Origin of the sequence: Synechocystis sp. FACHB-908 (assembly GCF_014698595.1) — a bacterium.
In the GTDB taxonomy this organism is placed as follows: Bacteria; Cyanobacteriota; Cyanobacteriia; order Cyanobacteriales; family Microcystaceae; genus Synechocystis.
This window is the reverse complement of sequence record NZ_JACJTH010000008.1, coordinates 25,256-43,169: the sequence shown is the minus strand read 5'-3', so window position 1 is coordinate 43,169 and position 17,914 is coordinate 25,256. Positions and strand designations below refer to the sequence as shown.

Here is a 17,914-nt window from a genome sequence, read left to right as displayed (position 1 = left end):
AATGGGATAACAACCACGGAAAAATTTATTGGGTCAATGGCCAACCGTGGAACGGCGATCGCCAATCATGACAGTTAACCAACAATACATTTTCCCATACCCCCATGGCCAAAGACGGCCTAGAATTGAGCATTGCTGTTTCTGTACCGTCCCGCCCCCCAGGAAATTTAAGGTAATTTGCCATGCAGCGCACCCGATTAAATACCATTGTTGAAGTTCGTGGCCAGCAACTTTCCCAATTTTTTAGGAATCCCTGGCGACGTATTTCCCTCAGTTTATTGTCCTTTTTATTCGGCTTTTTTGTCGGGACAGCCGTGGCCACCACCGCCGGTCAGAATTCCCAATGGGACGTAGTTTGTGCTGCCTTCATTCTGCTTTTTTGTGAATTGGTCAATCGTTGGTTCTATCGCCGGGGGGTGAAGATGGGGGACTTGCAGGCTGAAGTATTAAATATTTTTAAAATGGGTGTTTCCTACAGTTTATTCTTAGAAGCTTTCAAGTTGGGTTCCTAGGGAGAGGGATAGTGGAACCGTACTTAATTTAGAAATTCAATTTGGATTTAATAAATGGCATCATTAATCAGCTTTTGGTTATTTTTTGCCCTCAGTTTACTGCAACCTCAACAAAGACAATTTTTAGCTAGTAAACCTTGGCAAGACTGGTTGTTAGATGGGGTAAGTTTAGGTATACAAGGAGCGATTATCCCCCTGCTGCAATTGTTATTAGTAATCAATTTTTACTCCTTGATTATTCCCCACTGGCAACATAGTTTTAACCTATTTGCTGGGGGGCAATTTCTCCTCGGCTTTGTGGCTATTGATTACGTTTATTATTGGAGCCATCGAGCACTACACAGCAAATTGCTATTTCCCATTCACCAAGTCCACCACACCGTTAGTCAAATGGATATGGTTAGTTGTGCACGCAACACTTTTTGGTCTAGCTTGTTTTTGCCCTACGTTTGGCTAAATAGCCTCATAATTTATTTATTGCACGATGCCAGGGGATATATTCTCGCCATTAGTTGCACCTACTTACTGGATCTATGGCGTCATAGTTCCCTAATTATTAATAAAAAATGTTGGTTACACGACTGCTTAAATAGCTGGCTGATTTTACCCCAAGACCACGGATTGCACCATCACCAAATCGGCAAGGGAAATTTTGGTGCTAATTTAAAACTTTGGGACAAAATCCATGGTACCTATTTGAAAAATACCTTACCAAATCAACTTAGTATTTCTTCCGGAATGGGCATTAAACTTGAATTAACTTTGTGGCAAAAGCTTTTCTGGCCATTGACCTAAAAAATGCAAAAAATCGCTTAATCTTACGGCATCTAATTGTCAGGCAAAATTTATAATAGCTAAAGTTAAAATTTCTTAAGCCAACTAATCTCCCCGTACCGCTATCCAGACTAGTTCTTGTAACCAGCTATGACGCTGTTAAGTAAACTCCTAGCATTATTTCCCGGTCTAGTAATTACTTTAGCCCTTAGTTGTGTCATTTTCTGGGCAATGACTAGGGCTTGGTGGTGGCTACTATTATTATTATTAATTATTTATGGGCTGCCCCTGCTAACCTATCGGATTCATCAGCTCTTCTATCCTCTCCAACCCGGACTGAGTTATTTAGTGGGAAAAAATTACATTCCTTGGTGGGGAACCTATCAAATTCAATTGATTTATAGCACTTTTCCTGCCCTGGAAGGAATATTACACTTTGTCCCAGGCTTGTTTTCCCTGTGGCTCCGATTATGGGGATCCAGCATTGGCAAAAACGTGCTTTGGACCCCCAGCATACAAGTCCTAGACCGGGGTTTACTGCACATTGGCAACCAAGTGATATTTGGTCACCAAGTCAGCCTAGTGGGCCACGCCATTAAACCAAAACGACACAACCTTTTGCTTTACGTTGACCGGATCACAATTGGCAATAATGTTTTTATCAGTGCGGGGGTGGGGCTTGGCCCTGGAGTGGCGATCGCCGATGGCAGCTACATTCCCTTTGGCAAAATGATTTTTCCACGGCAAAAAGTTGGACTAGAAGAATAGATCAGACCAACTTAACGGGGGAAACGGGTCATCAAAGCCTGCACCTGTTCCGCATGGTAGGAACTGCGGGTTAAAGGGGAGGATACCACTTGTAAAAAGCCAATGGATTCACCATAAATTCGCCAAACGTCGAACTGTTCCGGGGTGACAAATTCCTTGACTCCCAAATGTTTTTGGCTAGGTTGTAGATACTGGCCAATAGTCAAAATATCGCAATCCACCCGGCGTAGATCTTCCATCACCTGTCTTACTTCCGCATCTGTTTCCCCCAGCCCCACCATAATGCCGGACTTAGTGTAAACCTTGGGCAGAATCCGTTTCGCCTGGTTGAATAATTCTAGGGATTGATCATAATCCGCCTGGGGCCGCACCCGTTTATAAAGCCTGGGCACTGTTTCCATATTGTGATTCAAAACCTCTGGGGCAGCTTCCAACAGCGCCGCTAAGGCTTGCCAATTGCCGCACAAATCTGGAATCAAAACCTCAATGGTGGTGCCTGGAGAAATTTTGCGGATAGCCTCTATGCAACTAACAAACTGGGAGGCTCCTCCATCGGGTAAATCATCCCGGTTGACTGCGGTAATCACCACATGCTTAAGATTGAGCCTTTTCACGGCGATCGCCAATCTTTCCGGCTCTGTGGAGTCTAAGGGTTGAGGCTTTTTCTCAAAATCAATATCACAATAGGGGCAAGCCCTGGTGCAAGCAGGACCCATAATCAAAAAAGTAGCCGTCCCGGCCTGAAAACACTCGCCAATATTGGGACAGGAAGCTTCTTCACAGACGGTATTTAATTGTAAATCTCGCAGAATATCCTTAACACTGCCCACCCTCTGCCATTGGGGCGCTTTGACTCGGAGCCAATCCGGTTTGACGGTCACGTCCAATCTCTCCTGCTATAGGAGATCCGATTGTATCAAAAATTCTTAACTCCCTTTCTCTCCATCTAGGGGAGAAGGGCGATTTCCATTCCACCAACTGGGGAAAATGAGTAAATTTGGGTTGATAGCTGAGAACTCTGTTTGATTACTCCATCCATGGCCAGGGTTAAAAAACATCAAACTGCCTGGGTTTACCGGGAAATTTAGCCCCCAAGGTAAAGTGGGGAAACCAACCCTGGAAGTTAGAATGGTTGATGGAAAAGGTTTTCCCTCATACTGCCATGACCCAAGCCAATGCTGATCCCTGTTTTGAAACCGGACATATTTGCCCCATTCAGCATGTGGTGGATTTACTTGATAATAAGTGGTCTATTTTGGTGTTGCGGGAACTGTTCAAGGGACAACGACGCACGGGGCAGTTGTTAGATGCCTTGCCCGGTTGTAGCACTAAAACGTTAACCCTAAGGCTTAGGCAACTAGAAACCCACGGCATTATCAATCGGGATGTGTACCCAGAAATTCCCCCTAGGGTGGAGTATTCCCTCACGGCCAGGGGTAGGGAAATTCAGCCAGTGCTGATTGCCATGCACAAACTAGGTTCCGACTGGTTAGAGCAAGAATCCTGTGAATGCAGTCTTCTGACCGGCGAAGGACCAAACTAATCTGCCCTCAACGATTTTTGCCCTGGGGTCGGTCCCCCACTAGGATCAAAACCTTTGATTCTGATTGGCTTTGCTCTAGTGATAGCCCAAGCAAATGCCAGACTGGCGATCGCCGTTGCCGGAAACTCAACAGCGGCTAGGATAGTAAAAAGCCCATTTGCTTAATCTTGTTTAGAGTGGATTGCCATGAATCTAGTCAGCCTCGAAAGTTTTTTAGACAATACTGCCTTCCTTGTGCTTTTGCTGACCATGTTTGCCTACTGGGTAGCGGTGGTATTTCCCAAACCATGGTTAGTGCAGGGGGCCAGTGGGGCCATGGCGATCGCCAATTTGACTATTACAGCCCTGTTGGGAGCTCGGTGGCTAGAAGCGGGTTATTTTCCCATCAGTAATCTTTACGAATCCTTGTTTTTCCTGGCGTGGGGCATCACGGCGGTGCATTTCATTGCCGAGCGCATGAGCCAAAGTCGTTTTGTTGGGGCAGTCACCAGCCCGATCGCCTTGGGAATTGTGGCCTTTGCTGCCCTGACTTTGCCGGTCGATATGCAACAATCTGCCCCCCTTGTGCCGGCGTTGAAGTCCAATTGGTTGATGATGCACGTCAGTGTGATGATGGTCAGTTATGCCACCCTCATGGTGGGTTCCCTATTGGCGATCGCCTTTTTGTTTGTTACCAGGGGCCAGGCGGTGGAACTCCGGGGTAGTTCCGTGGGCACTGGGGGATTTCGGCAAGGATTGGTGAAAGGTAATAATCTCAATCCGGTGGGGAATCTAAATCCTGCCCTAGAAGGAGTAAGTGGTAACTCGGGCAATGTGGCCGTGTTGGAAAAAACTACCTCTACCCCTGCCATCACCCTTTCTCCCCAACGGCTTACCCTGGCGGACACCTTGGACAATATTAGTTATCGCATTATTGGCCTGGGCTTTCCCCTGCTCACCATTGGCATTATTGCCGGGGCCGTCTGGGCCAACGAAGCTTGGGGTTCCTACTGGAGTTGGGATCCCAAGGAAACCTGGGCCCTAATCACCTGGCTAGTATTTGCCGCCTATCTCCATGCCCGCATTACCAAAGGTTGGCAAGGCCGCAAGCCCGCTATTTTGGCCGCCAGCGGTTTTACGGTGGTTTGGATTTGTTACCTAGGGGTCAACTTGTTGGGTAAAGGTCTCCATTCCTATGGTTGGTTTTTATAGTTTTTCACAACCTAAGACTTCCTTCCAAAAATCCATAGGGCGGTGGAAGCTTAGCTATTTTTACCATTTTGTTTTGCCACTCAAATATTTACTTAAGGTGAGGTAAAAACTCATCTTTTTTTTACTAAAAATTGCGGCTAGAAATGTAATTTCGGCAATCCCCCCACCTTCTTTCCTGAAAACCGAATCTAACCTGGAAGGGGAAATTTTAAGATAGAACCATTCAAGGGTAATCAATTCCTTCCACACATCAGGAGTTAACATTATGTCTCTCATTCTTTACAATCCCCTGCGGGAAATGGATAATTTCCAGCAGCAGATGAACCAACTGTTTGAAGAAGTTTTTGTCCCTACGGACCGCCACGGCGATCGCCAAGGGTTTAATCCTAAAGCAGAACTAACTGAAACTGAAGAAGCCTATGTGCTCAAACTAGAATTACCTGGCATGGACCCCGATAATTTGGACATCCAAGCCGCCAGGGATGCGGTGACCGTCAGCGGCGATCGCCAGGATACCCATAGCACCGAAAAAGATGGGGTGCGGCGCACAGAGTTCCGCTATGGCAGTTTCCGCCGGGTTATTCCTGTACCTGGAGCAATCCAAAACACAGAAGTTAAAGCTAATTACGATGCCGGTATCCTAACTTTGACTTTGCCCAAAGTAGAGGAAGCCAAAAATAAAGTGGTGAAAGTTCAGCTTTCCTAATAAATGATCAATATTTGATCAGATCTTTGCTCCTGACCCTAGATGATCAAAATCGCTTTTCCAATGGATGAAAAGCCCTGGTTTGACCAGGTTCCAGCCAATCGATAATTAATTTTTGCCGAGCTCCCGTTGTTAATCAATGGGGGCTTTGCTTTAGCCAAAAGCTTCTACTTTCTGTAAAAATTCCTGGGTTAATTTAATAAAAGCTTTTGAACCCGCCGTATTGGGCATGGAGGTAACCACCGGCATAAAGCTATCCACTGCCTTAGCCACATTGACATCCATGGGAATGGACTGCTGAAAAAGTTGTCCCGGGGTGAAATCCGTTTGTACCCGCCGCATTACCTGGTTATAGTAGCGACTCATCAAACCGCCGCCGGACAGAATAAACACCACTCCGATCAGATTGATATTCAGGGGATCATCGGAGGCCTTATGGCTTTCCTTCAGTTTCTCAATTCTTCTTTCCAGTAACTGCATCCCCACCACCGATAGGGGTTCAGGACGAGCCGGCAACAGATAAAAGTCGCTGGCCGCAATGCCACTGCGGGTCAACAGATTATAACCAGGGGCACAGTCGAGGATGACAAAATCATATTCCTCCAGCACTGGCGCCAGCATTTCCTTAATTAACGTACCCTCAAATTTATTCCACACCGTCTCAAAGTTAGGATTTTCCGTGGCGATCGCCGCTTGGTGGAGTTTTTCCGACACCAGATACTCGTCATAAAGTTCAATATCCCCCGGAATCAGTTCTAAACCCTCAATTTGGCAAATTTCTGGGCAAATAATATCAAAAATATCCAATTTACTGTAGGGATTCGGCTGGATGGCATTGGCCAACAGATAGCTCAAGGTTTTGCCCTTTTTGCGAATTGCAGCAAAATCATGGGGAGCCATTAAGCTCAAAGTGGCACTAATTTGGGAATCCAAGTCCAGCACCAAAACCCGTTTTTGAAAATATTTAGCCAGACAGGTGGCCAAGTTAACAGTCAGAGTGGTTTTACCGACTCCGCCCTTCATATTGACGGTGCTAATGATTTTGGCCATGGAAATGAGGTTATTTTAAAGACTGCAAGCAATGTTAAGGCCCCAGGGAACAGGCAAAAGTAACCCTTCTAGCAGATCGTTGGCATCCAGCCCAAGTTCCATCTCCCTCGCACTCGTGGAAAACGGAACTCTGAAGCAGTCCAGCCGAATGATCAGTAAATCTTACATGAATGTTAAGAAATTCGTATTTTGTTGACCATTCCTTGACATGATCTTGAAAAACCGTAAAAATGGATACAGAAAGTAAATCGTTCATCTTCTCTTTTTGAAGAAGACGGAAGTAGGGATATATTCCTGAAGGAACGCGCCTCCTCTACCTTCAATAACAATTAGGAGCGCACTATGCAATTAAGTTACCGTGGAGTCAAGTACGACTACAATCCCCCCAAAGTGGAAACCGAAGTTTTGGGGCTAGCGGGCAGCTACCGTGGTTTGGACTATCGTTTCCGCCGCACCACCACCAAGAACGTCATTCAGCCCAACGTCAATCTAACTTATCGGGGAGTTTCCTTTAACCCCGCCCAGGATCTACAGCCCGAACTGTACACTGCCAACAAAAAGGTGGAAGTCGCTGCGGCTCCCAGCCAAATTTCCTTCCAGGACCGGGTCCGGGCCCGCCTGCACAGCAAAACCCAGGCAATTAAAAAACGCCAACAATCCCTGTTAGTGCGTTTGGCTGAAGAAATTGGTTTAAGTGGTGACCAAGCTGTCAACAGCGCTGTCCGCATCCAAGGCAAAGTTTTGGCTAATTTTCGTTCTGACTATGCCAGTCAAGGCGTGGCCATGAGCTAATCTAGTTTGACTTTAAGGGCATAAATTAGTTAATCTTACCTACTAACTAGTCGCCTCAATTATTTATTTCCCCCTTGAGCACCATGCCTAGGGGGAATTATTTTGCCCATTTACTCATTCATATTGCGGTAGGTAGCCACGGCAGAGGGAGAAATACTATTCAGATAACGGAAGATCCAATATTTAAAGACCGTATCTAAAATTACCGGGAAAGTTGCGATAAAAAGAAAGTTAAAATCTTGATTTTCCGGCAAACCAAAATGACGGGCGATACTAGCCAAAATTACTTCCCAACCGTGGGGAGAGTGAAAACCAACAAACATATCGGTAAAGAGAATAATCAAGAATGCCTTAGCCGAGTCACTCAAGCCATAGACAATTTCGTCAATAAATTCTTTTAAAACTTCAATTTCCCGTTGACTATTGACCAAAACAAGTGAAAAGGCCACCAGGGAAAAAATATCAGCAAAAATATTGGCGATCGCATTGGTGCTAACCCGACGGTAACTTTCGGAAATTTCTTTGGCTTTCTCCGCCAGTTTTTCTTCCTTAGCTTCGGGGGAAAGTTTTTCGCCAAAACCTAACAATTCTCGAAAACGCAGAGATTCTTCAAAATGACTCAATTCCTCATAGGCTTCTGTCTCCATACTCTGGTTAATAAAAACAACCTCACTATTACGCTCAAAAAATGATTCCACCGAAGGCAAAAGAAAAAATGTTTTAGTCAATTGATGGGCCAGCAGGGGCACAATAATTAAGGTTAAAACAAACTTAATTGAGAGGGCAGTTTTATAGCGAGAATTGCGATATTGTTTGAGCACCTTTTGCTCAGTGTCACTGGACTGGGGGTCCATTTCCCGCTTCAGACGGTCGATGGTACGCAAGAAGGAACGGGGCAAAACGCCAGATTTTTGGGTGGCAGTATCTACTTTTTGTTGGGTATCTTCCCGCCGAATATATTGAAAACCGTCCCGGCGCTTTTTGTTGATTTGCCGTTGTTTATTAGCAGTTATGGCGGGTAAATCCAGAACGCCCCCATTGGCAATTTGCTTGGGGGGACTAACCTGGGGCAGTTCACCGTCATAGCGTTGCAATATGTCATCAATGAATTGCAATTGATTGAGAACATATTCCGTTTGTGGATCCTGTTTAACTGCTGGATCTAGGCTCAGAATTTTGACGAATTCTTGGTCGCTGTTGAGGTGGTAAATTTCCTGCTCTATTTTCCTCAGATGCCGCTGAATTTGGTTGGCAAAATAGGTGACAGTGTCGGCACTATAATCACAATTTTCTGGCCCTATTTTTTTGCCTTGGAAGTATTGATCTTCAATTTCTTTTATTTTTAGGGCAGACCGGAAGGCTTGCTCCAAGGATTTTTGTGAAGATCTGCCAAACCACTGGGTTGCCCCTTGCCACCAATTTGTTAAATCCATTGACTGATGATTGGGTAAAAAAACAGCTAAGATATTGTTTGATAAGGTTGTCTGATAAAGTTTTAGTTTTCTTTCAAGCTACCCAAACTACGGTGGCCCAGGGTTCGATCCGTAAGGTTTTGGGATTGAGCAATACAGGAAATCTTAGCAGAACCAACGGGAACTATCAGGGGTAAAAGATTTGGCAGAAATAATCTGGCTAGAAGGGCGATCGCTCAGTGGCAAAACCCATCGATTAACCCAGTTATATGGCCAGTGGTGGCGAAGTTTGAAATCTGACCGGGTTTTGGATCAACCAACATTAGCTTTGGTATTGGCGGCCAATGGCCAAACCCGATGGCGCTTAAGCCGCAGTTTAGAGCGGGCGATCGGCGGCGATGCACCGGTAATGGGCAAAACCCCCCTGGGACTGATGAGGGAGGACGTGCATTTATTTTGGCCCCTATTGCTAGAGGCAGGGATCAGCAAGCAACTTTTCCCCACCCAGTTACGACCGGAAACGGAACAATGGTTGGCGATGGAGCAATGGCAAAACCAATACCCAGGCCGGGATAGTTCCTTAAATGCAGCCCAGAGGTCCAGGTTAGTTCGTAACCTATTGGATTTGGGTCAGTTGGCGGGGGCAGCGGGTTGGACCGATCGCCAGGTGCTGGAACGATTAACGGCAGGGGAAATCCGGGTAACCCCAGGGGAGATTAGTGCAGAAGAGGCGATTGCCTTTTGGCAACATTGGCGGCAATGGTGTTTGGCCAGGGGATTTTTAACCTATGGGCTGATTTTTCATTGTTATGGTCAATATTTACTGAAAAAGCCCCAATATCAACAATATTTATGCCAACGCTACGACGCAATTTTTGCCGATGACGTGGACGACTATCCGGCGATCGCCGTGGATTTGTTTAATCAGTTGCAGTCCCATTGTTCCTGGGCTGTATTTAGCTTTAATCCCGACGGTCAGGTGCGCTTGGGGTTGAATGCCGATCCCAATGCGTTGGCGATATTAGCCCAAGGAGCCAAGGTGGAACGGTTGGAACGACCAACGGGCATGGCCCCCCAGTTATCGACCCAGGTGTTGAACCTGCTCAAAGACCCCCGATCGCCAGACATACTGCCTCCCCAAGTGCAGGCCTTACAAACTTTTTCCCGGGCCCAACTACTACGGCAAACGGCCGATCAGATCATTGCGGCGGTTCACCAAGGAGAAATCAAGCCCCAGGACATTGCCATCATCGCCCCTGGTCTGGACGAAATTGCCCGCTATAGTTTTTTAGAAATTTTTAACAAAGCCGGCATCGACATTATCGCCCTCAATGAGCAACGACCCCTCAGCAGTGCCCCCTTAATTCGCAGTTTATTAACTCTGTTAGCCCTGGTGTATGACCTGGGGGAATGGGCCCGCCGGGAACAGGTGGCGGAAATGTTGGTGATGCTGAGTGAGAGACGCTCTGGAGGTCAAATCAAGCTGGCGATCGATCCTGTGCGGGCAGGGCTACTGGCAGACACTTGCTATGCCATTAATCCCCAAGCCCCGGCCCTGATGCCCATAGAGCAATATCCCCGCTGGGATCGTTTTGGTTACCAAGCCAGTCAAGCCTATGGCGCTCTACGGGATTGGTTAAGCAAGCAAAAACAAGCCCTGGCCCAGGAGACTTTATCGCCGGTCACAATGCTGGACAGAGCCATTCGTGAACAACTGCCCCCGGAACATCAACTCGCCTACGGGGAATTGGCTTCTCTGCGGGAATTGATGGAAACTCTCCAGCACTTTTGGCGGGTACAGGGCAAACTCCAGAGCAATGCTGGCCATGGCGGAGAAAGTCTGCCCCAGATCCGGGAAAAGCTGGCCCTATTTTTGCAACTACTTGGTCAAGGCACGGTTACCGCCCAACCCCGACCAGACATTCCCGACTGGTTACCCCCACCGCCGGCCATTACCCTGGCGACTATTTACCAATACCGTTCACTCCGTAGCCAACACCGCTGGCACTTTTGGCTTGATGCTGGCGATCGCCTCTGGGAAATGGGGGGAGCATCCCAATTGTTTGGATCGCCTCTATTGCTGCGCCATCGAGAGCCCAAACCCTGGACAGAACCGGAACAATTGCAATGGGACCAGGAACGCTTTGAGCGCATTGTGCGGGATTTATTGGCCAGGGTGACGGAAAAATTAGTACTCTGTCACAGTGAAATTAGTGTGCGGGGCACAGAGCAAGTGGGCAGACTGTTAAATATTATTCAACGGGCGGAAAATTTATCTGTTTAGATTTTGTCCCGGACATTACCAATGGCAATGGTACGGGAATGTGTTTGACAACTTTTAAAATTTAAACCATTACCCGTTACCCGTTGAAAAGTTATCGGTTCTAGATCGTGTTTAGAAAGTTTTATTCTGCCCCCTAAATTTCTTCACTAAAGCTCCGGTAATACTGGGGGATTTCACTCAGTTTTCCCCCAAATTTTTTTTGGGGGGTCAGGGGGGTTTTCAAACAGATTCTTAAGCCTAGTCAAAGTCAAAACAATAATGGATTTTAATGGGCTGGGGCAGGATAAATTTTGACTACCAAAGGGGAGGTAATAATGGTGGTAATGATGGCCATAATCACAAACATAGTGAAAATCACCGGGGAAATTACACCTAGTTTGAGACCCACATTGAGAATAATTAATTCCGTCAAGCCCCTCGTGTTCATCAGCCAGCCCAAGGCCTTGGCCTCTTGCTTTTCCACCCCTAATGCCCTGGTGGTCACATAAACCCCGCAATATTTACCGGCGATCGCCGCTGCCACCACTAAAGCACACACCGCCCAGAGATAAGGCTTATTGAGTAAACCAAGGTCTGTACTTAATCCACTATAGGCAAAGAAAATAGGCAAAAGAAATGTGGAAACAAAATCCTCGGTTTTAGTGGCTAATTCCGTGCTTAGATTTGTATTTTTTGGTAAAATTGCCCCTAAAATAAATCCACCAAAAATTACGTCAATACCAATCCATTCCGTCAGCATAGCGGAAAGAATTACCATGATATAAATAAAAGTTAATAGACCCTGGCTGAGATAATTTTTTTGACCATAATTGCGGAGAATATACTTAAAAAATTTTCTCCCTAGAGTGACCATGAAGACAGTGTAGACAATAATACCCAAGAGGGTAGGAAATGCACCGAAAATGTTATCCGTACGGGTCACCGCAATGGCGATCGCCAACAGACACCAAGCACTAATGTCATCCACCGAAGCACAGGTCAGCCCCAAAGTCCCCAGGGGAGTTTTATCCAAACCAGTGTCCTTTAAAATACGAGCCAGTACTGGAAAGGCCGTAATCGACATGGCCGCGCCAATGAAAAGGGCAAAGGGAATAAAGCTGGTTTTATTGGGTTGATTGAGGGAATAGAGGACAAAAAAAGACAGCACTATACCCAGTACAAATGGAAAGAAAATACTAACATTAGAAGTTAGAATAGCAACCTTTAATTTTTGCCGTAGATATTGGGGGTTAAGCTCCAAACCCACCAAAAACATATAAAAAATTAAGCCAATTTCCGAGAGTAAATACAGAAATGGCTGGGTAGTGGCAGGGAAAAAACTTTTTTCTAGGGCCGGGGACAATAGACCGAGGAGAGAAGGGCCCAGCATAATTCCTGCAATAATTTCTCCGATCACAGGGGGCTGTTGAAAACGGGCAAACAGCAATCCAATCAGGCGAGCTAAGCCAATAATTACAATGATATTGGCAAGAATTAGCAGTAAAGTATTGGTGTCCATCGTTGTGATGCCCCATCTAGGTTTTGATTTCCCAAAATTTGCTTGGAAAACACAATATCCCGCCAAAAGGACAATATACCAGATACGAAAGTGGATGTTGACCTACTTCCCTGGTTGATCAGATCCAGTCTGCATAGGGAAAGGAGCAGTTCCCTTTTACGTCAGTTACTACAGGTCATAGTAATTATCCCTAATTTCGTGTAGCCTAGGATTTTAATCACAGAAAAACTGGAACTCTAGCCAGGTCAAAAGATTAAAATTAGTTTAGTGATTTTCTGATTATTCCTGGCCCTAGACCGCGGCCATTTCCCGCAAGTTGGTCTTGACTTTCAGTAATAAATCCTGGGGTAAAAAAGGCTTGGATAAGTTATCATTCACCCCAGACATTTTGGCCCTGATATTATGAACCAAATTGTCATTTTCCACCATTAATACAATCGGCACTTGCTTAAGCTGGGGAGATTTGCGACAGAGGGAAGCCAATTGGTAGCCATCCATTTTCTCCATGTCAGCATTAATCAAAATTAAATCAGGATTTTGACCTTGGAGGGAAGCCAAAGCCTTAAATGGGTCGGTGATGGTATTAACTCGATAACCGCTTTTTTCCAATGTATATTCGACAATGTGCTGATGGACTTGATTTTCGTCCACAGTAACCACTAAGGGGCGGTTATCAATGGCAATTTCTTGGTAGGGAAGCATGGTGATATCCCCTGCTTTGATTAGGTTCCGCATGGCGATCGCCAACTGGAGAGTGCTCAGTTTAGTGGCACTGGCAATGTCATAAAGACAGTGTAAATTTTCTAAATTTTGTTGAAAAACTTTCCAAAATTCTTCCGTGGTTTGAAAATTAGCTTTCGTTAGAACTCCCCGTAATTTCCGCATATCCTGCACTAAAGGCCGTTGAAAAGGAGAATTGATTTCCGAGCGCAACTCCCACCAATAGTCGACTTTCTTCTCGATGGGACCCACAGCCTGCTCTAAATTTAGGTTTAAGAAAAGATGTCTGAGCTTGTTATTAGGCTCCAATTTATATTCAGTTTTGGGTAGGGAAAGGGCTTGAACCAAAGCTTCCTGGGTAAACTGAGTCAACACTGACCGAGTTTGCTGAAAAGAAAAATATTTTCTCTTCCATAAATCACAGATATAGTTGTAGTCACTTTCCAATCCAGTCGGTAGTTGGAGATGACTATGCTGGAACAATTTACCCAACATATAATTTAGGCGCTTACCATTGCCCACCGCACTATTAGCAAAATGAATCTTGCCGTTACCCAGGTAAATTTGCCAATCAACAAATTCATCAAAGGGATTACGGATCACCAGTTGACCAGTGAATTTATCCGCTGTTAACTGTTCTAACAACTCCCGAGGAATTGCTCGTTTAGCCCCATTATCTTGGAATTTTTGGAGCCCAGGACTCTGTAATTTATCGGCCATGGCACGATCCTCAAAAAAAGGCAAGATCAAAGCAGTCATAGTAATTTTAAGTTATAAACTAATATTGATATGGCTAGATATGAACAAAGGAGTCGATGGCCGCAATTTTGCCAGCCTAAAGCCTAATAGGAGGCGATCGCCCGGCTCAAAGTTTTAGCAGAACAACAATGGTGGAGATAGTGGGTCATCTTGTCTTCACTTAAGGGACAACTGAAGAAAAAACCCTGGAGTACATCACACCGTAAAGATTGCAGTAAATGGAGTTGGCCTTCCGTTTCTACGCCCTCCGCCACCACCACCAACTGTAAACGCTGACCGAGGTTGATAATGCTTTCGATAATAACTTCCGCCTTTTGGTGCGTCTCCAGATCCTCTAAAAAAGATTTGTCAATTTTTAGCGTGTGGACAGGAAGTTCCTTCAGCACGGACAGGGAAGAGTAACCAGTGCCAAAATCGTCGATCGCCAAATGCACTCCCAGTCGTTGGAGATCCCGGAGCACCCCAATAGTGTGCTGCAAATCTCGAAAAATTAATCCTTCGGTCATCTCCAACTGCAGTTGGGCTGCGGGCATGTTCGTTTCCTCCAGAATGCACCGGACTGTCTCGGCAAAGTCAGCTTTTTGCAACTGTTGCAAGGACAAATTCACGCCCAACAAAAAGGCCGGTACCCCCTGGGCTTGCCAAATTTTATATTGACGACAAGCCGTGTCCAACACCCACTCCCCAATGGCTGTCACCAGTCCCGTTTCCTCAGCTATGGGAATGAATTCTGCGGGAGGCACATTGCCCAACTTGGGATCTTGCCAACGGACTAGGGCCTCTACCCCCACCAAATTAATTCCCTGCCCATCCCATTGGGGTTGAAAATCAAGCCTGAATCCACCCTCAGTAACCGCTTTAGTTAGGGCCCACTTAATATATTGCTTACGATCCGAAGAACTATTGCTCTCCTCTGGGACGACGGGAGGGGCAGTCCCATGCTGAGAAAAACCATTCTCAGATAGGGACCGGGGAAAGCGTGGAAATATAAACATAGATCTTCCAGGATTCGATAGGGATGACTCCGGGGGAGGAGAAAACCTTAAGATTTTCTTAAGACTTTACACCAAGATTCTTAAGAGATTATTAAGTCACTGTTAAGAATTGTAACAAATTCAAGGGCGCGGGGCAATGGATTGATAATCAGCGCTGACGGGGAGATACATCATTGCGACTTATACTCGTTTGTCAATTTTGATTAACTTAAGTTGAGGCTAACTAACTAACCCTTAACTATCCGTAACATTTGACACCATTGGTCCACAATTTGGAGATATACATGCACAAATCGTTTTTGTGTTTGCGTTATCCGCAATTCTGTATTGAACTACGGACAATATCTCCAGTAAGGGGCAGTGGCCAATGAAATGAGTCGGTTTCATTGGTTGAAATAATGATTTACCGAATTTAAATTGGTTTTATCCTATCCATTGTCGGTGGTCATGGTCAGTATCGGATGACACACTGAAAAGTGAAATAGTCAGGGCAAGGCCATATATTCTCTCCATGGCACTGATAAGAATTAGGCTTGGTAAAGACGCAAAATGCCTTACTAGTAAGATTTATAGCCGCTAGAATTAGTCCAAACTTTGCCTAACTTAAAGGAACTTAATAAAACACTTTACCTAGCTTTATACGCCTGAATCCACCCAAGATTGATTTTAGGTATCTGGTTTTTTTCCATCACTTCTCATCAATGCTTTTCAGTTTCCAGGGCAATAGTCTTAACTTCTGGGGTGATGAGTTCGGGAGGTAAGGGGGCAGTTAATTTTATGGCCTGTTGGGTATGGAGATGGAGAAAACCCAATTGGTAACTATGGAGGGTGTAGCCGCCATCACTGGGCCGGGCAGTTCGGCAATTGATGGGGACTCCACCGGGGCCGTAGAGGCGATCGCCAAGTAAGGGATAGCCTAAACTAGCCAAATGGATGCGAATTTGGTGGGGGCGACCAGTGCGAATTTCCACTTCTAGCCAGGTTTTTTCCGGGGAGCGGGCTAAAATGCGACCGTAACTTTGGGCTGGTTTGCCGTGGGAGCTAGCGGCGTAGATATATCCCAGTTGGGGGTAGGGAATTTTCCCGATCGCCTGGTGGCATTCAAATTTTTCTGGCAAATCACAGGGGCCAATCACGGTGCGGTAAATTTTGCGGCAAATATGCTCCCGAAATTGACGGCTGAGTTCCCGTCGACCCAGGGTAGAACGACCAAGCAATAAAAGTCCCGAAGTGCCAGTGCCCAAACGGTGGAGGGGAAACAAGGACTCCTGGGGATATTGGATTTTTAGTTGTTCCAAAACGGTGTGGTAGACAAAATCTCCCCCCGGTAATACCGGCAATCCTGAGGGTTTATCAATGGCCCAGAGGTCTTCGTCTCGATGCAAAACTGATAATTGCAAAGGTACTTCCGGCTCCACCCAGGGCGATCGCCAATAGGTGAGGGTCTGCCCCGCTTGCAAAGGATAGGTGGGGTCAACGGTCTTGCCATCCACTTCAATCTGCCCCTGCTCAATCCGTTCCTGCCAAGCTTGGCGCTCGGAGTGGAGATAGCGTTGGGAGTAGAAGTCCAGCACTGTCTGGCCAGCGGCTTTAGGGTTGACTCGGTCAGTGTAAATCCAGCCTTGATTGGGCTTGGGGGTTGTTGATGGCAATATTTTTCAGCTCCTTGCAACGATTTAGTCAGAATCTAGTTTTAATTGATTTTTGTCTATCAAAACTTGTCTAGCCATTTATTTTACTCTGGCTGAGTTCACTCAGCGTTACGCAGAAAATCCAGCCATAAATTGGCGGTCAATATAGTCCTTAAGTCGCCACCAACAGTGGCCGTAACTAGCCCAGGGCCCCCAAAGGGCGATCGCCCTACCATCCCTCGTACCCAATAAACTCAAATATTTAGATTGAGGAACAAAAGTTTTAAGTGTCTGGTGGGAAAGATAGTGCTGTAGATTTTCAAACAATGGCTTGCCTTGGCGCACAGCAAACACCCCCGCCTTAGGCCGTGGATGATCGATCATATTGGCCACATCCCCCGCCGCGAAAATATGCCCATGGGAATAGCTTTGCAACGTTGGTTTAACTGACACAAAGCCCCGGCTATCTAGGCTTAAACCGGATTGGGCTAACCACGGGGCTGGGCTAGCTTGGGTAACTAAAAATACAGCATTGACTGACTGCCAATGGTCATTACTCCAAAGTTTGTAACAGGTTAATGGATTGTCATCGGGGGAAAACTCAGGCTCAATGCTGGTGACAGGGTGATTTAGTAACACGGCAATGTTTTGCTTTACCAACAATCTCTCAATCAGTTTTCTGCCCTGGACACTATGGTGTGGTAAAAGGATCGCGCCCCGTTGCCAAATTTGCATATCTAACCCCATGGCGGGGAAAAGCTTTGCCAAACGAGCTTGCAGATTGAAAGCTAACTCTACTCCCCCCGCTCCTCCCCCGGCGATCGCCAAAGTTACTTTTTTCGGTCGATTCTGGTCAATGTTCTCCAATAAAGCCAGCCAAGCAGTTAAAAATTGGGGCACTGGTTTAGCGGGAATGCCATACTCCGCCCCGACAATATCATCTATGAACGGAGTACTACCAATGTCAAGGGAAAGGCAATCAAAGCTTAATTGTCTCCCCTCGGCAGTGGTTAATAAATTCTGCTCCGGGTTAACGGCGATCGCCTTATCTTGCACAAAAATTGCTCCGGCTGAAGCACAGAGGGGAGCTAAATCAATGTGACTTTCGCCGTAGGAGTAAAAACCAGCTAAATACCCCGGCAACATACCGGAATAGGGGGTTTGTCTAACGTCACTGACAAGGGTTAATTCCACATCAGCCAGGGGGTGGCGACACCAATGTTTGAGCACCAAAGCATTGCTATGGCCTCCCCCCACCAGTAATAGTTTTTTGGCCATG

General features: G+C 46.1%; 18 protein-coding genes and 1 riboswitch. Of the genes, 8 read left to right on the top strand and 10 right to left on the bottom strand.

Annotation, left to right across the window (positions count from 1 at the left end):
* Positions 1–25 precede the first annotated feature (25 nt).
* Positions 26–184, bottom strand: coding sequence for a hypothetical protein (locus tag H6G46_RS02140; RefSeq protein WP_158299068.1), 159 nt, complete (start codon positions 182–184; stop codon positions 26–28).
* Here H6G46_RS02140 and H6G46_RS02135 point away from each other — a divergent pair.
* The 3 genes from H6G46_RS02135 to H6G46_RS02125 all read left to right on the top strand — a co-directional run bounded on the left by H6G46_RS02135 (position 183) and on the right by H6G46_RS02125 (position 2,054).
* On the top strand, positions 183–512 hold the full coding sequence (locus tag H6G46_RS02135) for a DUF565 domain-containing protein (protein ID WP_010871630.1): 330 nt from the start codon (positions 183–185) through the stop codon (positions 510–512). The genes H6G46_RS02140 and H6G46_RS02135 overlap by 2 nt on opposite strands.
* Positions 513–566: 54 nt before the next feature.
* Positions 567–1,307 (top strand): sterol desaturase family protein, encoded by a 741-nt coding sequence (locus tag H6G46_RS02130; RefSeq protein WP_010871629.1) that lies wholly within the window; start codon positions 567–569, stop codon positions 1,305–1,307.
* A 129-nt stretch (positions 1,308–1,436) separates the two neighbouring features.
* Positions 1,437–2,054 (top strand): hypothetical protein, encoded by a 618-nt coding sequence (locus H6G46_RS02125; protein WP_010871628.1) that lies wholly within the window; start codon positions 1,437–1,439, stop codon positions 2,052–2,054.
* A gap of 11 nt (positions 2,055–2,065) precedes the next feature.
* Here the strand turns inward: H6G46_RS02125 and lipA are convergent, their stop codons facing one another.
* Positions 2,066–2,935: a lipoyl synthase gene (gene lipA, locus H6G46_RS02120; RefSeq protein WP_010871627.1), complete on the bottom strand. Its 870-nt coding sequence runs from the start codon at positions 2,933–2,935 to the stop codon at positions 2,066–2,068.
* Between the two features lie 254 nt (positions 2,936–3,189).
* On the opposite strand from lipA, the gene H6G46_RS02115 reads away from it, so the two are divergent.
* Both H6G46_RS02115 and ccsB read left to right on the top strand, forming a co-directional pair.
* Positions 3,190–3,597 (top strand): winged helix-turn-helix transcriptional regulator, encoded by a 408-nt coding sequence (locus H6G46_RS02115; RefSeq protein ID WP_010871626.1) that lies wholly within the window; start codon positions 3,190–3,192, stop codon positions 3,595–3,597.
* A 186-nt stretch (positions 3,598–3,783) separates the two neighbouring features.
* Positions 3,784–4,788: a c-type cytochrome biogenesis protein CcsB gene (gene ccsB / locus H6G46_RS02110; RefSeq protein WP_010871625.1), complete on the top strand. Its 1,005-nt coding sequence runs from the start codon at positions 3,784–3,786 to the stop codon at positions 4,786–4,788.
* 60 nt (positions 4,789–4,848) lie between these two features.
* Here the strand turns inward: ccsB and H6G46_RS02105 are convergent, their stop codons facing one another.
* A complete protein-coding gene (locus H6G46_RS02105) occupies positions 4,849–5,052 on the bottom strand; it encodes a hypothetical protein (protein WP_041425770.1) in 204 nt (67 codons plus the stop codon).
* 1 nt (position 5,053) lies between these two features.
* Between H6G46_RS02105 and H6G46_RS02100 the strand changes: the two genes are divergently transcribed.
* Positions 5,054–5,494, top strand: coding sequence for an Hsp20/alpha crystallin family protein (locus H6G46_RS02100; RefSeq protein ID WP_010871624.1), 441 nt, complete (start codon positions 5,054–5,056; stop codon positions 5,492–5,494).
* Positions 5,495–5,647: 153 nt separating this feature from the next.
* Here H6G46_RS02100 and H6G46_RS02095 read toward each other — a convergent pair whose 3' ends face one another.
* A complete protein-coding gene (locus tag H6G46_RS02095; protein WP_010871623.1) occupies positions 5,648–6,544 on the bottom strand; it encodes a ParA family protein in 897 nt (298 codons plus the stop codon).
* A 247-nt stretch (positions 6,545–6,791) separates the two neighbouring features.
* Positions 6,792–6,853: riboswitch (Glutamine riboswitch) on the top strand.
* A 33-nt stretch (positions 6,854–6,886) separates the two neighbouring features.
* On the opposite strand from H6G46_RS02095, the gene H6G46_RS02090 reads away from it, so the two are divergent.
* Entirely contained in the window at positions 6,887–7,336 is a 450-nt protein-coding gene (locus H6G46_RS02090) for a DUF4278 domain-containing protein (protein ID WP_010871622.1), read from the top strand.
* A gap of 110 nt (positions 7,337–7,446) precedes the next feature.
* On the opposite strand, the gene H6G46_RS02085 is transcribed toward H6G46_RS02090, so the two are convergent.
* On the bottom strand, positions 7,447–8,769 hold the full coding sequence (locus H6G46_RS02085; RefSeq protein WP_010871621.1) for a proton extrusion protein PcxA: 1,323 nt from the start codon (positions 8,767–8,769) through the stop codon (positions 7,447–7,449).
* 181 nt (positions 8,770–8,950) lie between these two features.
* On the opposite strand from H6G46_RS02085, the gene H6G46_RS02080 reads away from it, so the two are divergent.
* On the top strand, positions 8,951–11,032 hold the full coding sequence (locus H6G46_RS02080; RefSeq protein ID WP_020861439.1) for a hypothetical protein: 2,082 nt from the start codon (positions 8,951–8,953) through the stop codon (positions 11,030–11,032).
* 265 nt (positions 11,033–11,297) lie between these two features.
* Here the strand turns inward: H6G46_RS02080 and H6G46_RS02075 are convergent, their stop codons facing one another.
* From H6G46_RS02075 to H6G46_RS02055, 5 genes are all read right to left on the bottom strand, one after another.
* A complete protein-coding gene (locus H6G46_RS02075; RefSeq protein ID WP_010871619.1) occupies positions 11,298–12,530 on the bottom strand; it encodes a cation:proton antiporter in 1,233 nt (410 codons plus the stop codon).
* Between the two features lie 291 nt (positions 12,531–12,821).
* Positions 12,822–14,009, bottom strand: coding sequence for a response regulator (locus H6G46_RS02070; protein WP_010871618.1), 1,188 nt, complete (start codon positions 14,007–14,009; stop codon positions 12,822–12,824).
* An 83-nt stretch (positions 14,010–14,092) separates the two neighbouring features.
* A complete protein-coding gene (locus H6G46_RS02065; protein ID WP_010871617.1) occupies positions 14,093–15,004 on the bottom strand; it encodes a cyclic diguanylate phosphodiesterase in 912 nt (303 codons plus the stop codon).
* Between the two features lie 698 nt (positions 15,005–15,702).
* Positions 15,703–16,656, bottom strand: a complete 954-nt coding sequence (locus tag H6G46_RS02060) for an RluA family pseudouridine synthase (RefSeq protein WP_020861436.1) — start codon at positions 16,654–16,656, stop codon at positions 15,703–15,705.
* 108 nt (positions 16,657–16,764) lie between these two features.
* Positions 16,765–17,913: an FAD-dependent oxidoreductase gene (locus tag H6G46_RS02055; RefSeq protein ID WP_010871615.1), complete on the bottom strand. Its 1,149-nt coding sequence runs from the start codon at positions 17,911–17,913 to the stop codon at positions 16,765–16,767.
* Position 17,914 lies beyond the last annotated feature (1 nt).

Coding starts and splice junctions, on each gene's coding strand:
- H6G46_RS02135 (WP_010871630.1), top strand. CDS start 183: ATGCAGCGCACCCGATTAAATACCATTGTTGAAGTTCGTGGCCAGCAA.
- H6G46_RS02140 (WP_158299068.1), bottom strand. CDS start 184: ATGGCAAATTACCTTAAATTTCCTGGGGGGCGGGACGGTACAGAAACA.
- H6G46_RS02130 (WP_010871629.1), top strand. CDS start 567: ATGGCATCATTAATCAGCTTTTGGTTATTTTTTGCCCTCAGTTTACTG.
- H6G46_RS02125 (WP_010871628.1), top strand. CDS start 1,437: ATGACGCTGTTAAGTAAACTCCTAGCATTATTTCCCGGTCTAGTAATT.
- H6G46_RS02115 (WP_010871626.1), top strand. CDS start 3,190: ATGGAAAAGGTTTTCCCTCATACTGCCATGACCCAAGCCAATGCTGAT.
- ccsB (WP_010871625.1), top strand. CDS start 3,784: ATGAATCTAGTCAGCCTCGAAAGTTTTTTAGACAATACTGCCTTCCTT.
- H6G46_RS02105 (WP_041425770.1), bottom strand. CDS start 5,052: ATGTTAACTCCTGATGTGTGGAAGGAATTGATTACCCTTGAATGGTTC.
- H6G46_RS02100 (WP_010871624.1), top strand. CDS start 5,054: ATGTCTCTCATTCTTTACAATCCCCTGCGGGAAATGGATAATTTCCAG.
- H6G46_RS02095 (WP_010871623.1), bottom strand. CDS start 6,544: ATGGCCAAAATCATTAGCACCGTCAATATGAAGGGCGGAGTCGGTAAA.
- H6G46_RS02090 (WP_010871622.1), top strand. CDS start 6,887: ATGCAATTAAGTTACCGTGGAGTCAAGTACGACTACAATCCCCCCAAA.
- H6G46_RS02085 (WP_010871621.1), bottom strand. CDS start 8,769: ATGGATTTAACAAATTGGTGGCAAGGGGCAACCCAGTGGTTTGGCAGA.
- H6G46_RS02075 (WP_010871619.1), bottom strand. CDS start 12,530: ATGGACACCAATACTTTACTGCTAATTCTTGCCAATATCATTGTAATT.
- H6G46_RS02070 (WP_010871618.1), bottom strand. CDS start 14,009: ATGACTGCTTTGATCTTGCCTTTTTTTGAGGATCGTGCCATGGCCGAT.
- H6G46_RS02065 (WP_010871617.1), bottom strand. CDS start 15,004: ATGTTTATATTTCCACGCTTTCCCCGGTCCCTATCTGAGAATGGTTTT.
- H6G46_RS02055 (WP_010871615.1), bottom strand. CDS start 17,913: ATGGCCAAAAAACTATTACTGGTGGGGGGAGGCCATAGCAATGCTTTG.